Annotated in this window: 13 protein-coding genes; 4 read left to right on the top strand and 9 right to left on the bottom strand. The window is 38.5% G+C overall.

All coding sequences use genetic code 11. From position 1 onward, the window contains the following. Positions 1 to 16: 16 nt before the first annotated feature. The 6 genes from pfkA to dnaE form a co-directional block, all read right to left on the bottom strand. Complete coding sequence (gene pfkA, locus PLX19_RS00210; protein WP_272186516.1) at positions 17 to 976, bottom strand: 6-phosphofructokinase; 960 nt, start codon at positions 974 to 976, stop codon at positions 17 to 19. 130 nt (positions 977 to 1,106) lie between these two features. Continuing rightward, on the bottom strand, positions 1,107 to 2,081 hold the full coding sequence (gene accA / locus PLX19_RS00205) for an acetyl-CoA carboxylase carboxyl transferase subunit alpha (protein ID WP_272186515.1): 975 nt from the start codon (positions 2,079 to 2,081) through the stop codon (positions 1,107 to 1,109). Next, positions 2,069 to 2,938, bottom strand: a complete 870-nt coding sequence (accD, locus tag PLX19_RS00200; protein WP_272186514.1) for an acetyl-CoA carboxylase, carboxyltransferase subunit beta — start codon at positions 2,936 to 2,938, stop codon at positions 2,069 to 2,071. Before accD ends, accA begins: the two co-directional genes overlap by 13 nt. Positions 2,939 to 3,175: 237 nt before the next feature. Further along, positions 3,176 to 3,811, bottom strand: a complete 636-nt coding sequence (locus PLX19_RS00195; RefSeq protein WP_272186513.1) for a FadR/GntR family transcriptional regulator — start codon at positions 3,809 to 3,811, stop codon at positions 3,176 to 3,178. 14 nt (positions 3,812 to 3,825) lie between these two features. Next, positions 3,826 to 5,082, bottom strand: a complete 1,257-nt coding sequence (locus PLX19_RS00190) for an NAD(P)-dependent malic enzyme (protein WP_272186987.1) — start codon at positions 5,080 to 5,082, stop codon at positions 3,826 to 3,828. 91 nt (positions 5,083 to 5,173) lie between these two features. After that, on the bottom strand, positions 5,174 to 8,503 hold the full coding sequence (gene dnaE / locus PLX19_RS00185) for a DNA polymerase III subunit alpha (protein WP_272186512.1): 3,330 nt from the start codon (positions 8,501 to 8,503) through the stop codon (positions 5,174 to 5,176). Positions 8,504 to 8,753: 250 nt separating this feature from the next. Between dnaE and PLX19_RS00180 the strand changes: the two genes are divergently transcribed. Further along, a complete protein-coding gene (locus tag PLX19_RS00180) occupies positions 8,754 to 9,095 on the top strand; it encodes a YtrH family sporulation protein (protein ID WP_272186986.1) in 342 nt (113 codons plus the stop codon). Then, a complete protein-coding gene (ytrI, locus tag PLX19_RS00175; RefSeq protein WP_272186511.1) occupies positions 9,092 to 9,592 on the top strand; it encodes a sporulation membrane protein YtrI in 501 nt (166 codons plus the stop codon). The genes PLX19_RS00180 and ytrI overlap by 4 nt, the downstream gene beginning before the upstream one ends. 20 nt (positions 9,593 to 9,612) lie before the next feature. Here ytrI and PLX19_RS00170 read toward each other — a convergent pair whose 3' ends face one another. Beyond that, positions 9,613 to 10,545, bottom strand: a complete 933-nt coding sequence (locus PLX19_RS00170) for a DHH family phosphoesterase (RefSeq protein ID WP_272186510.1) — start codon at positions 10,543 to 10,545, stop codon at positions 9,613 to 9,615. A 385-nt stretch (positions 10,546 to 10,930) separates the two neighbouring features. On the opposite strand from PLX19_RS00170, the gene PLX19_RS00165 reads away from it, so the two are divergent. Together PLX19_RS00165 and PLX19_RS00160 are read left to right on the top strand one after the other, a co-directional pair. After that, positions 10,931 to 11,233 (top strand): YtpI family protein, encoded by a 303-nt coding sequence (locus tag PLX19_RS00165; protein WP_272186509.1) that lies wholly within the window; start codon positions 10,931 to 10,933, stop codon positions 11,231 to 11,233. A 15-nt stretch (positions 11,234 to 11,248) separates the two neighbouring features. Then, a complete protein-coding gene (locus tag PLX19_RS00160) occupies positions 11,249 to 12,007 on the top strand; it encodes an arylamine N-acetyltransferase family protein (protein ID WP_272186508.1) in 759 nt (252 codons plus the stop codon). A gap of 49 nt (positions 12,008 to 12,056) precedes the next feature. On the opposite strand, the gene PLX19_RS00155 is transcribed toward PLX19_RS00160, so the two are convergent. Then, positions 12,057 to 12,308, bottom strand: a complete 252-nt coding sequence (locus PLX19_RS00155) for a DUF3949 domain-containing protein (protein WP_272186507.1) — start codon at positions 12,306 to 12,308, stop codon at positions 12,057 to 12,059. A 99-nt stretch (positions 12,309 to 12,407) separates the two neighbouring features. Next, positions 12,408 to 13,721, bottom strand: a complete 1,314-nt coding sequence (locus PLX19_RS00150; RefSeq protein ID WP_272186506.1) for a DRTGG domain-containing protein — start codon at positions 13,719 to 13,721, stop codon at positions 12,408 to 12,410. Positions 13,722 to 13,811 lie beyond the last annotated feature (90 nt).

Raw genomic sequence — 13,811 nt, 5'->3', positions numbered from 1 at the left:
CTTTATATTACACCAATTAGATGGATAATTCTTTTGATAACTGATACATCGCTGCATCAATTTCATGTTTTTTCGCTAATGCTTCAATAATATCATGATCAACAAGTTGGTTATTTTGAATACCTACGCAGCGGCCACCTTGTCCTTCTAATAAAAGCTCAACTGCTCTTGCACCAAGACGACTTGCTAATACACGATCCATCGCACTTGGCGACCCTCCGCGTTGTACGTGACCTAATACTGTAACGCGTGTATCAAAACTAGTCGCTTCTTCGATTTGTTTACCGATTTCAATCGCGCTGCCAACGCCTTCAGCTACAACGATAATACTATGTTTCTTTCCGCGTTCACTACCGCGTTTTAAGCGAGCGATTACATCATCCATATCATAGTCTTCTTCTGGAATTAAAATTGTTTCTGCACCATCTGCTAAACCAGCCCATAATGCGATGTCACCTGCATGGCGACCCATTACTTCGATTACATATGTACGTTCATGAGATGTAGCTGTGTCACGAATCTTATCAATTGCATCGATAACAGTATTTAAAGCTGTATCAAAACCAATTGTGAAATCTGTACCAGGAATATCATTATCGATTGTGCCAGGTACACCAACACATGGGAAACCATGTTCTGTTAATTTTTTCGCACCTTGGTAAGAACCATCCCCACCAATTACAACAAGTCCTTCAATACCAAATTTCTTTAATTGTTCGATCCCTTTTAATTGTCCTTCTAGTTCTTTAAACTCAGGACATCTTGCTGTATATAATTTTGTTCCACCGCGATGGATAATATCGCCTACAGAACCTAATTCTAATTTCTCAATATGACCAGAAATTAATCCTGCGTATCCATGATAGATCCCATATACCTCTAAATCGTGATATATCGCTTTACGAACAACCGCACGAATGGCAGCGTTCATTCCAGGTGAATCTCCACCACTTGTTAAAACACCAATACGTTTCATTAGTACTCACCTCATAAAGATTATTTGCCCTATAATAAAATAACATGAAAAAATATAAATTGACAATGGAGAAGATGTGTCTTTTTTCATAAGAAAAACGTGCATTCGCGAGATGGAACGCACGCTTTTTCTATTTTACCCCAATGGAAGCGTTTGAAAACGAAACTTGTCCAATTTTCATAAATTTTTCGTAGCGATTTTCAACTAGCTGCTCTTTCGAAACGCCTTCTAATTGTTGGAATGTTTTCTGCAATGTTCGATTCATATATTCCGCTTGCTTCACTACGTCGCGATGCGCACCGCCGCGAGCTTCTGGAATAATTTCATCAATGACACCTAATTCTTTCAAATTAGCTGCTGTAATTTTCATCGTTTCTGCCGCTTCTTTTGATTTCGTAGCATCTTTCCAAAGAATTGTCGCTGCTCCTTCAGGAGAAATAACCGAATATGTGGAGTTTTCTAGCATGTGTACATAATTACCTACACCAAGGCCTAATGCACCGCCACTTCCACCTTCACCAATTACAATACAAATAACAGGTACCGTCAGTCCAGCCATTTCAAATAAATTGCGGGCAATTGCTTCACTTTGTCCACGCTCTTCAGCTGCTTTTCCTGGATATGCACCTTTTGTATCAACAAAACAGACGATTGGACGATTAAATTTTTCAGCTTGCTTCATAAGACGCAACGCTTTACGATATCCTTCTGGATGAGGCATTCCGAAATTACGGCGAATATTTTCTTTCGTATCTTTCCCGCGTTGATGACCAATTACTGTAACAGGCATCCCGTTATATTTCGCAATCCCACCAACAATTGCCTCATCATCACCAAATAATCGATCTCCGTGACATTCAAAAAAATCAGTAAATAAGTGCTCAATGTAATCCAGTGTTGTAGGTCTTTCAGCATGACGAGCAATTTGAACACGGTCCCACACTTTCAGGTTACCGTATATTTCTTCTTCTAAATGCTCTAATTTACCTTCCAAGATACGAATCTCCTCACCGAAGTCCATCTGGCTGTTTTTCGTATATTCTTTTAACTCGCTAATTTTATTTCTTAGCTCAACAACTGGTTTTTCAAATTCTAATTCTGCCATGACGCCACTTCCTCCCCTTGATGAACTTCTAAAATCTTACGGAGCGTGTCTCTCATATCATCGCGATGCACAACTGCATCTAATTGTCCGTGCTCTAATAAAAACTCTGCCGTTTGGAAATCCTCCGGCAATTTCTCACGAACCGTCTGTTCAATTACACGACGACCAGCAAACCCAATTAATGCACCAGGTTCTGCTAAATTGTAATCACCAAGTGAAGCGAAGCTCGCGGAAACTCCCCCCGTCGTTGGATGCGTCATAATTGAAATGAATAAACCACCTGCATTGCTATGTTTTTTCAAAGCTATACTTGTCTTCGCCATTTGCATTAAGCTTAAAATACCCTCTTGCATACGAGCTCCGCCTGATGCAGTAAAAATAAGAAACGGCGCTTTCATTTCATATGCTTTTTCAACAGCACGCGCAATTTTTTCACCTACAACAGAGCCCATGCTTCCCATTCGAAACCTTGAATCCATAACCGCAACAACAACCAGCATATTTTCGATTGTTCCTTCTCCTGTCACAACCGCTTCATTTAATCCGGTTTTTTTACGATCACTCTCGAGTTTCTCCTCATAGCCAGGGAATTGAAGCGGGTTTGCCGAAATCATTTCTTTGTCATATTCACGAAATGAATTTTCATCTAACAAACTTTCAAGGCGCTCCCATGCATTCATTGGGTGATGATAGCCACAGTTTACACATACTTTTAAATTTTTCAGAAGTTCTTTCGTATACATGATTTTTTTACATTTCGGACATTTTGTCATGACACCGTCCGGTACATCTTTTCGTACCTGCTCTGAAGGAATTGCAGCATACTTTTTCTTCTTTAGGAATAAATCTCGTAGCAAAGTTTGACCCTCCTTTAGGTGATAAAAGAGCTAAGGTTAACGAGTAAGAAAATGTGGCTAACACCTAAATCAATTGGTGTTAGCCTTATTTTCTTAATTTGCCTTATAACCCGTCTCTTTACGTTTAACTTTAAACGTTATCTTGCAGAATTTGTGTCAGAACGTGTCATGGTTATTTCGACAAATTTTGTATAAAGTAAACCCTTGCTTATTCATACATGTGTAAGCAAGATAAATTTACAAATGAAACTGTATATTTCTCATTATTGCATCGTACAACTCTAATGCTATTTGTTCTTGTTTATTCTGTAATGCTATATATAGCTTTTCATGTAACTCTCGCGCGTTTAAATGAACATCACAAGAAATCGTCGAAACATAGTCACGTACAATCATCCAAACACGATACATTAAATAATTATCGACTTGTTCTACAAGCATTTTAAAAAAAGTTTGATGAAATACTGCGATAGATGATTGTTCCTCAGAAAAGATGTTATGAAGTGCCTTTAAGCTGTTTTCTTCCTGTGTTTGACATAAGACACGAATCGCATCTTTCTCAAGCAATTCTTTCATTTGTAACAAATCCCGCCGTGTCTTTTCATCTTGTAATACGAACGGTGCAATTAATTGCACCAGACCGTTTTCATAAAAGTTTCGAATGAACGTCCCTTCACCGCGCCGCGTTTCAATTAAACCTACTAGTTCTAACGATCTGAGCGCTTCACGAACAGATGAGCGTCCGACATTTAAACGTGCACTTAACTCACGTTCAGATGGAAGGCGGTCGCCCGCCTTCAGTCCGTCCTCTTGTATGATCAAACGGATTTTTTTCACTATTTCTAGATATACTTTTGTTTGTGATGATGCCAATGAACATTCCTCGCTTATTCTTTGCCGATAATCGCTAGATTTCTCGTTCTTTCAGCTATTTCCTGCGGATCAACTTGACGGCGAGCAACACCTGTTTCCATCGCAGCCTTTGCAACATACGCTGCTACTTGCGGTGCTACGCGTGCATCGAATGGAGCCGGAATAATATATTCAGCAGTTAACTCTTCTTCTGATACAAGTTCAGCAATAGCTTGTACTGCTGCCACTTTCATTTCTTCGTTAATTTGCGTTGCATGTACATCAAGAGCACCGCGGAAAATACCAGGGAAAGCTAACACGTTGTTTACTTGGTTTGGGAAATCTGAGCGTCCCGTACCTACAACTGCCGCTCCAGCTGCTTTTGCCATGTGTGGCATAATTTCTGGATTTGGATTCGCCATCGCAAAGATAATTGCATCATTGTTCATAGAACGAACCATTTCTTCCGTTAATGCTCCTTCTGCAGATACACCGATGAACACGTCTGCACCTTGAATCACTTCTGCTAATGAACCTTCTACACGATTTTTATTCGTGTATTTTGCAACTTCATTTTTCACAGGGTTCATACCGACAGGGCGCCCTTCAAAAATCGCACCTTTCGTATCGCACATAATAATGTCGCGTACACCGTAGCGATATAAAAGTTTAATAATTGCAATACCCGCTGCCCCAGCACCATTTGCAACAACTTTAATATCAGACATTTTCTTTCCAACTAGCTTCAATGCATTCACAAGACCCGCTACTGTTACAATTGCTGTTCCATGCTGGTCATCGTGGAATACAGGAATATTTGTTTCTTTTTTCAAACGCTCTTCAATAATAAAGCAGTTTGGTGCTGCAATATCTTCTAAGTTTACGCCACCAAAAGTTGGCTCCATTAATTTTACAGTTTCAACAATTTTATCTACATCATTTGTATTTAAAGCAATTGGAAATGCATCTACACCAGCAAAGCTCTTGAATAATACAGCTTTACCTTCCATAACAGGAAGTGATGCTTCCGGTCCAATATTTCCAAGACCTAATACAGCCGTTCCATCTGTTACAACTGCTACCATATTGCCCTTCATTGTATATTCATATACCTTGCTCTTATCGTCATAAATAACCTTACATGGTTCTGCAACCCCTGGAGAATACGCAAGACTTAAATCTTTTGCATTTTCTACCTTTACCTTTGATACTGTTTCTAGTTTTCCTTGATGCACTCTATGCATGTGAAGTGCTTCTTCACGAAGTGTTGACAAACGATCCACTCTCCTCATATTTTCTTGCTGCATAACATTATTCATTCTCCAAGGTGGTCTGACCACGAATGCTATTACTACTATAATCGAAATGGTAGGAAATTGTCCATTATATTTTTACAACGACATTTTCCTTTCCGACTATCTCATAAAGCGCTTGTAAACACCCTTCACTTGGATGAATGGATAAGCTGCGAGATAATTGTACCATCTTATGCTCTTTTTCATAATAAATTAGTACTTTCGCAAAACCTGAATAGTTAAACAATATTTTCTTGACATTGTTTAACAGCCTTTTTTCATACTGTGATGGTATTTTCACGTAAATAGAAGCGTCTTTCATTTCCTCGTAAGTGTCCATCTTCTCTAACGGATACAAGCCATTTACAATCCATTGGAGCTTATTGTTTCGCTGTTCAATTGTCCCCTCTATTAAAACAATTTCTCCTTCTTGTAATCGCTCCGCAAAGTGGATATACGTTTCTGGAAATACAACCCCTTCCATTTCATGATTTTGATCACAAAACGTGATAAACGCCATCTTTTGTAATTTTTTCGTCCGAATTACTTTTATATTTGTCAAATATACAATGGCCCGTTGTACTTTTTTTTGCTGCTTCATCGCTCCTGCAAGTGTAGGGATTTCCAATTCCTTAACAAGTTTTGCGTACTGTGCGGTTGGGTAACTTGTTAAATAAAAGCCTAGCGCTTCTTTTTCTTTATTTAACTGCTCTATAAAAGATAGTTCTGCCTCCTGTGCATACTCCGACTTCGGCACAAGCTCCTCACCAATTTCCCGTGCTAAGCTCGCATATTCTAACGCACCTTTAATACTGTTAAATAAGACAGAACGTGAAACGTTAAAATCATCAAAACAACCGGCCCAAATCATCGTTTCTAAATTGCGTTCTGTCACAAATTTCGTCGGCATGCGCAAACAAAACTCAAATAAATCTTGAAATGGCTTTTTATTTCTTTCTTCAATTACAGCGTTTACTGTCGCCATCCCTACATTGCGAATTGCAAGTAAACTATATCGGATTGCATTTCCTTCTACTTGAAACTCATAACTGCTCTTATGAAGAGACGGCGGTAAAACACGGAATCCTTTCCGCTTCGTTTCCCGAACATATTGTACAATCTTCTCTTCATTTCCAATTGCACTTGATAATAATGCTGTCATAAACTGAAGTGGATAATTTGCTTTTAAATAAGCAAGCTGATATCCAATCATACTATAAGCAACTGCATGACTTCGGTTGAATCCATAATTGGCAAATCGAACAATTAAATCATAAATTTGCTGTGCAGTTTCTTCATCATACCCATTTTGCAAGCACCCTTTCACGAAGTGCATGCGCTCTTCATCTAAAATATCACGATTTTTCTTACTTACGGCGCGGCGTAATAAATCAGCCTCGCCAAGAGAAAATCCTGCTAAACGGGAGGCAATTTGCATGATTTGTTCTTGATAAACGATAACGCCATACGTATTTTCTAAAATTGGTTTCAAATCAGGATGTAAGTATTGAATGGCGCGTTTCCCATGTTTAGAATCAATAAAAACGGGAATTTGCTCCATCGGTCCTGGGCGATATAAGGCGTTAACCGCAACGATATCTTCAAATTCATTCGGTTTTAGCGAACGCAAAACATTTCGCATTCCACTTGATTCGAGCTGAAAAATCCCTGTCGTATCCCCTCGTCCAAGGAGTGCAAATGTATTTGCATCTTGAAGAGGCAATTTCCGTATATCTAAACTTGTCCCCGTTGTCTTCGCAATAAACATGCGAATATTTTCAAGCAATGTTAAATTACGCAAACCAAGAAAGTCCATTTTTAACAGACCAAGTTCTTCTAATACTTCTGCTGGATATTGCGTGACGTATACATCATCATGGCCGCCTTGAATAGCAACACTATTTGTAAGCGACTCTTCACTCATAATCACTCCAGCGGCATGAATAGACGTATGACGCGGCAAACCTTCCACCCGCCTTGCAATATCAAATACCCTTTGAAAGATTAGGTTACTTTGTAGATAACTTTGTAATGATGGCGATTCTACGTAAGCTTCTTCTAATGTAATCCCAACCTTAGACGGAATATGTTTTGAAAAAATATCAATTTCATTTGGCGGCAGTCCCATTACTCTTGCAATATCACGAATTGCCGCTTTTGCTGCAAGTGTTCCAAATGTTACAATTTGAGCCACGCGCAGTTCTCCGTACTTATTTTTCACATAACGAATCATTTCATCGCGGCGAATATCTGGAAAATCAATATCGATATCAGGAAGTGTAACGCGCTCTGGATTTAAGAAGCGTTCAAATAGTAAATTGTATTGAATCGGGTCGATATCCGTAATTTCCAACACATAAGATACAAGTGAACCAGCTGCCGAACCACGGCCTGGCCCTGTTAAAATACGATGTTTATGAGCGTATGTCATAAAGTCCCATACAATAAGAAAATAATCACTAAATCCCATGCGAGAAATAGTATGCAGTTCATGATTTAAACGCAAAGTATGCACTTCTGTCACCGCCACATATCGCTTCTTTAAACCTTCTTCACAAAGGCGACGTAAAAAATGATCTGATGATTCATTTGTCGGCACCGGGAACTTCGGCAATTGATTTGTATGAAACGGAATTTCTACGTGACAACGCTCAGCAATACGTAATGTGTTTTGAATTGCTTCTGGCATAGAGGTAAATAATGCCTCCATTTCAGAAGCTGATTTCATGTAGTATTGATCGGTCTGCAAACGCGGCCTTTCTGAATCGGTCATTTTCGTCCCGCTATGAACCGATAATAAACACTCCTGCACAATTGCATCACTTTGTTTTACATAACGAATATCATTTGTCGCCACAAGTGGAATTTCAAGCTGCTTCGCAAATGATAGAAGCTCTTCTTGAAGCAACAATTCCTCTTGAATGGCATGGTGCTGCACACTTATATAAAAGCTGGCAAATATATTCTTATACATATTTGCTACTTCCTCAGCAGCCTCATGTTTTCCTTGCAATAAAAGCTTTTCAATTTCCCCATCTTTTCCTGGAGAAATCGCAATTAATCCCCCTGCATAACGCGTAAGCCATTTCTTTGGAATACCCTCTTTTGACTTTGTCATAATGCTGCTAGAAATTTTAAGTAAATTCCGATACCCAGTTTCGTTTTCAGCCAATAAAACAAGCGGATAAGACTGATCCTCCTCTTCATTCCATATGGAAGCTGTTAAACCGATAATCGGCTGAATCCCCGCTTTTTTACAAGCTTTATAAAACGGTATAACACCATACATCACATTTTCATCTGTAATTGCTAATGCCGGAAATCCAAGTTCTTTCGCTTGATGAACAAGCTCATCTATTTTACAAGCACTTTTCAATAAACTATAAACGGTTTGACATTGTAAATGCACAAACTTCACTTTTATACCCTCTCTTTATCTATTTGACTACTTCCTATTATACGTGAAATCAAAACATACTTCCCCTTCTTTGTCCATATACATACAGTGAAACTTTAATCAGTGGGGATTTTCTTCATCCCCCACTGATTATTAGTTGAACCAATCGGGCTTTTACGGGCAGTTTATCTCCCACCTAACTTCTTTGCTTTACCGAATTTTGAGGTGGGAGTATTACTGCCCGTTAATGCGGGATGAAAAAGAAAGGAGAATGATGATGGAAGTGAACCAAAGCTTTTTCTCTCTTCTCATTACAAGTTATTTTATTGCTCTTGGTGTTATGATTGGCGGGTCATTAATTGGCGGAATTGGTGCTTTTTTAGTCGGAAAACCACCGCTCACAATGATTACACAATTTGCAGAGAATTTACGAATTTGGGCTCTCGTCGCTGCCATTGGCGGAACTTTCGATACATTTTATAGCTTTGAACGCAGCTTTTTTGGAGGAGATACAAAAGATATTGTGAAACAAGTTCTCCTTATTTTCTTTGCCACGGGCGGTATGCAAACTGGATTCACAATTATTAAATGGATTACACAGGATCACGTATGAAAGTTCCAAGTTCACTCTCTAATCGCTGGAAATTATTTTTAGGCGGTGCGGCGGTTGGTGGTATTTTAAGTTGGATTATTTTTTTGTACATATATGGCGTGTTTCAAGAAGAGCAAACTAAAACACTTGAAACACAAGAAGCACAAATAGAAAAACTAACGGAAGATTTACGTGTACTCACGGAAGATCAAAAGAAAGAAAATGAAAAAAACAAAAAACTGTTAACCATTCAAGAAATTGAAATTGAGATTGCAAATCACGAAAAATACAATTTAGACACGCTAACAGTGGAAACATTACAAACTTCTATTCGTGATGACCTCCGCCACTTGCTTACCCAAAACATTCAAAGCATCGCAAACAATAAAGAACTACTAAAGAAGGTTATTGAAAATAAAGTATATAAATACTACGACCGTGTCTATCGATTTGAAATTGAAACTGTTTCATTTGATACCACACTAGAAATTAGCGTCAAAATAAAACAAGAAAGGTAGAGCTCCCTCTACCTTTCTTGTTATTTACACAATTCACGTAAGTCTGCAAAAATGCGGTCTGTTTCTTCCCAAGAAAAAGCTTTTGCTCCGGACGCCATCGGATGCCCTCCGCCGTTATATCGCATAGCTAATGTATTAATAACCGGACCTTTTGAACGAAGACGAACACGAATTACATCTTCTTCCTCTAAAAATAGTACCCACGCTTTTAATCCTTCAATATTCCCAAGTGCCCCAACAACTCCTGAAGCTTGAGACGGAAGCACACCAAATTGTTCTAGTACTTCTTTTGTTAGCTTAACGTATGCTGCGCCTTCTTCTGTCATTGTGAAGTTTTGTAAAATATAACCATTTAAACGTGCGATACGCTCATTTGTTTTATACATTTCATCATATAATGCTGGGAATTCAACGCCCTTTTCTACAAGCTCAGATGCATAACGAAGTGTTTTAGCAGATGTACTCGGGAATAAGAACCGTCCTGTATCACCAACTATCCCCGCTAAAATAAGACGTGCCGCTTCTGTTGATAACGTTAATCCTTTATCCTTACCGTATAAATAAAATTCATAAATAAGTTCACTTGTAGAACTAGATGTTGTATCTACCCAAACAATATCGCCGTAAGGATCTTCATTTGGATGATGATCAATTTTAATTAACTGCTTTCCTTTTGTATAACGCTGATCGCAAACACGCTCTTGATTTGCTGTATCACACACAATGACAAGGGCCTCTTCATACGTTGCATCATCAATTTCATCCATTACGCGTAAGTACGCTAAAGATGGTTCATTGTATCCTACCATATAAATCTTTTTCTCTGGGAACGACTCTTGCAGCATCGTACCAAGTCCGCACTGTGAACCTAATGCATCTGGATCTGGACGAACGTGGCGATGGATAATAATTGTATCAAATTGCTTAATCGCTTCTAAAATTTTCTCATGCATATGTAAAATCTCCTTTTCGGCCAATTTATTCCTATTATAGCTCAAAACACTTCATACAGGTGGAGAATTCAATTACAATGAAGAAATAAAGTGAAACTTCCATCAGTGGTTTTTTCATCCCCCACTGATGGTTAGTTGAACTAATCGGGCTTTTACGGGCAGTTCCCCCCACCTATCTTCTTTAGAAAAGCGGAAGCGGCTCGCTCAGAATCGCAGGACGTTGGAGCCCCTGACAGAGAGGCGCTTTTGGCCTCGTCCGAGGGAGCGAAACGACCGGAGATTCTAGCCGCTAGAGCTGGACAATGTTTCTCTCTCAATCTTGAGGTAGGGGTCTTACTGCCCGCGAATAGCAGGATAACATACAAATAGATGGGGGATTGGGGTCATGCCAGTATTAGTCTTTTGTATTATCGTTACATTTATGTTGTATCTCTTTTACAAAACAAAATATTTTCGTACAAATCGTTCCATGGAGAAAGGATGGCTTGCAGGAAAATCAGCCATTGCCCTCGGATTATTCGTTTTCTTATTTGGCGTAAATCAATTTTTTCTAGAAATTTCAACAGCTCGTATTATCGTTGGCGTTTTATTTGCAATCGTTGGCGGAGCTAGTATTTATAACGGCTTTCGCCAATATAAACATTTCTTACCGCTTGCGATTGAGGAAGCAGAGCAGTTACAAAAATAATTGGGGTGAGAGGAAATGAACACTTTTCTAAACGATTTTTTCAACCGGATTCAATATGAAAAACAAGATGTAACATTTGAAGATATTCGTGTGTTGCAATCTCAATTTGCGAAGCATATCCCTTTTGAAAATATGAGCATTATCCAAAAAGAAAACATTGATCTGACCTTTGAAGATTTAAAAAGAAAGATTATAGACAACCGGCGCGGCGGTGTTTGTTATGAACTGAATCCGTTATTTTACTACGCTTTAAAAGAACTAGGATTTCAAGTCCATATGATATGCGGTACGGTATTTAATGATGGAGAAACTCGGCTAATTGGAACACACTTTGCAACGATTCTTCAGCATAATAATCAGCCATACCTAATCGATGTTGGTTTCGGTTCCCATCATGCTTTGCAACCTCTTCCGTTTACAAGGGAACTAATACCTTCTTCAACAGGTGAATACCGCATTCAAAAGAAAAAAACAACTTTCGGAGAATATGCATTTGAAAAATATCAAAATGGCACTTTAGAAATCGGCTACGACTTCTTCACATCGCCAATTAATGAAGCAGCTTTACGGAACGCACAACAAATCATTACCCATCATGAACAATCACCATTCAATAAATCTCCACTTCTTGCAAAACGAACAGACGATGGTCACATTACGCTAACAGACAAAATGTATACCGTAACAAAAGGGAAGCAGAAATCTAAACAAACAATTGATATACAAACTTTTCAAGCACTTGCTTTGCGCGAATTTGGCATTGCCATTCAATAAAAAAGCGCTCATCCTTTCAGTAATATTCGCTGAAAGGATGAACACTTTTTTATGAGTAACGATGACGCAATTTATATATATAACTCGCAACAAGCGCAGACGGCAAATTAAACAAACTTCCTTGCAAATTGAAATGCGCTTGTTCTTCTTCAAATGACATCTTTTCATATAACTCATTTTGCGTGAGGCCTGTTCGTTTCATTCTTTCTTTGAATCCAGATATATAAGAGTATTGAATTGGAATCATAATGAGAAAGTAAAAAAGTGCAATACCTCCGAAAAGGATACTAGCAAATAACATAAATAAGACCTCCTTTTTCTTCCATTATAACACATAAAACGGAAAATTCAGATATTTATTTATACAAGAAAAGCTGCCCCTTCAGACAGCTTTCCCTTTTTAACGATCAATCAATTGCACCATAAGTAACGCTTTTCCAACAACACTATTTTCGAGATGTACTTCTACTTCAACCTTACCAAACTTACGTCCAATTTCTAATACTTTCGGATGGACGGATACAACGTTGTCAATTTGAACCGGTTTTACAAAGTAAATGGTTAAATTTTCAACAATTACATCACCTTTTTTCAGCGCGCGTAGTACACGATTAGTCGATTCTGTCACAATTGTTGTAAATACACCGTACGACAAAGTCCCAATTGAATTTGTCATTTGCGGCGTGACAGAAAAATGGTATGCGTGATCTTGCTTTGTTTCTTTCTGATTCATAAATTGACTCGTGACAATATCATCAATCGTGTCTCCAACTTGTGGCTGACGCTGAATCATTTGGAGTGCTTGGAGCACATCTTGACGACTAATTATCCCTTGCAATGTATTGCTATCGTCAACAACAGGAAGAAGCTCAATCCCTTCCCACACCATCATACGCGCCGCTGCTGCAACAGACATTTTTCCGTTTACAGTAATCGGCTGTTTTGTCATTACTTTTTCAATTGGTGTGTCTTTTGCTACACCAATCATATCTTTAGACGTTACAATACCTAGCACTTTATTTGCTTCATCTACAATCGGATAACGTCCATGCATCGTTTCTTCATTATACTTATGCCATTTTTCTACTGTATCATTTGGCTGTAAACATATCGTCTCTTCAATTGGTGTTAAAATATCTTCAACAAGAACAATTTCTTTTTTAATAAGCTGATCATAAATAGCACGGTTAATAAGCGTGGCTACTGTAAATGTATCATAACTGCTTGAAATAATTGGTAACTTTAACTCATCTGCTAATCTCTTTACATGCTCTTCTGTATCGAATCCGCCTGTAATGAGCACAGCTGCGCCCTCTTCAAGTGCTAATTGATGTGCTTGTGTACGGTTTCCGATAATAAGTAAATTTCCGGCTTCTGTATAGCGCATCATCGCCTCTAATTTCATTGCCCCAATTACAAATTTATTTAGCGTTTTATGTAAACCCTCTCTTCCTCCAAGCACTTGCCCATCAACAATGTTAACAACTTCTGCAAATGTTAGCTTTTCAATATTTTCTTTCTTTTTTTGTTCAATACGAATTGTCCCGACCCGTTCAATTGTACTTACATAGCCTTTATTTTCTGCATCTTTAATCGCACGATACGCTGTTCCTTCACTCACGCCGAGCTCTTTTGCGATTTGGCGCACAGAAATTTTATGCCCAATTGGCAAACTGTTGATATACTCCAGAATTTGGTTGTGTTTCGTAGCCAAAAATTTTCACCATACTTTCTTTTCCCTAGATTCTTCATGTGTTGTATTTTTAGTATACTATATTTTCAAAACTGTTACACTGCATGTTTC

It is taken from the genome of Bacillus sp. BP-3 (assembly GCF_028401955.1).
Classification (GTDB): domain Bacteria; phylum Bacillota; class Bacilli; order Bacillales; family Bacillaceae_G; genus Bacillus_A.
This window is presented reverse-complemented; position numbering and strand designations above follow the sequence as displayed.

What these genes read in the sequence shown, in the direction of transcription:
- pfkA (WP_272186516.1), bottom strand. Translation starts at nt 976, where the DNA reads ATGAAACGTATTGGTGTTTTAACAAGTGGTGGAGATTCACCTGGAATG.
- accA (WP_272186515.1), bottom strand. Translation starts at nt 2,081, where the DNA reads ATGGCAGAATTAGAATTTGAAAAACCAGTTGTTGAGCTAAGAAATAAA.
- PLX19_RS00190 (WP_272186987.1), bottom strand. Translation starts at nt 5,082, where the DNA reads ATGAGGAGAGTGGATCGTTTGTCAACACTTCGTGAAGAAGCACTTCAC.
- PLX19_RS00180 (WP_272186986.1), top strand. Translation starts at nt 8,754, where the DNA reads ATGATGATGGAAGTGAACCAAAGCTTTTTCTCTCTTCTCATTACAAGT.
- ytrI (WP_272186511.1), top strand. Translation starts at nt 9,092, where the DNA reads ATGAAAGTTCCAAGTTCACTCTCTAATCGCTGGAAATTATTTTTAGGC.
- PLX19_RS00170 (WP_272186510.1), bottom strand. Translation starts at nt 10,545, where the DNA reads ATGCATGAGAAAATTTTAGAAGCGATTAAGCAATTTGATACAATTATT.
- PLX19_RS00165 (WP_272186509.1), top strand. Translation starts at nt 10,931, where the DNA reads ATGCCAGTATTAGTCTTTTGTATTATCGTTACATTTATGTTGTATCTC.
- PLX19_RS00160 (WP_272186508.1), top strand. Translation starts at nt 11,249, where the DNA reads ATGAACACTTTTCTAAACGATTTTTTCAACCGGATTCAATATGAAAAA.
- PLX19_RS00155 (WP_272186507.1), bottom strand. Translation starts at nt 12,308, where the DNA reads ATGTTATTTGCTAGTATCCTTTTCGGAGGTATTGCACTTTTTTACTTT.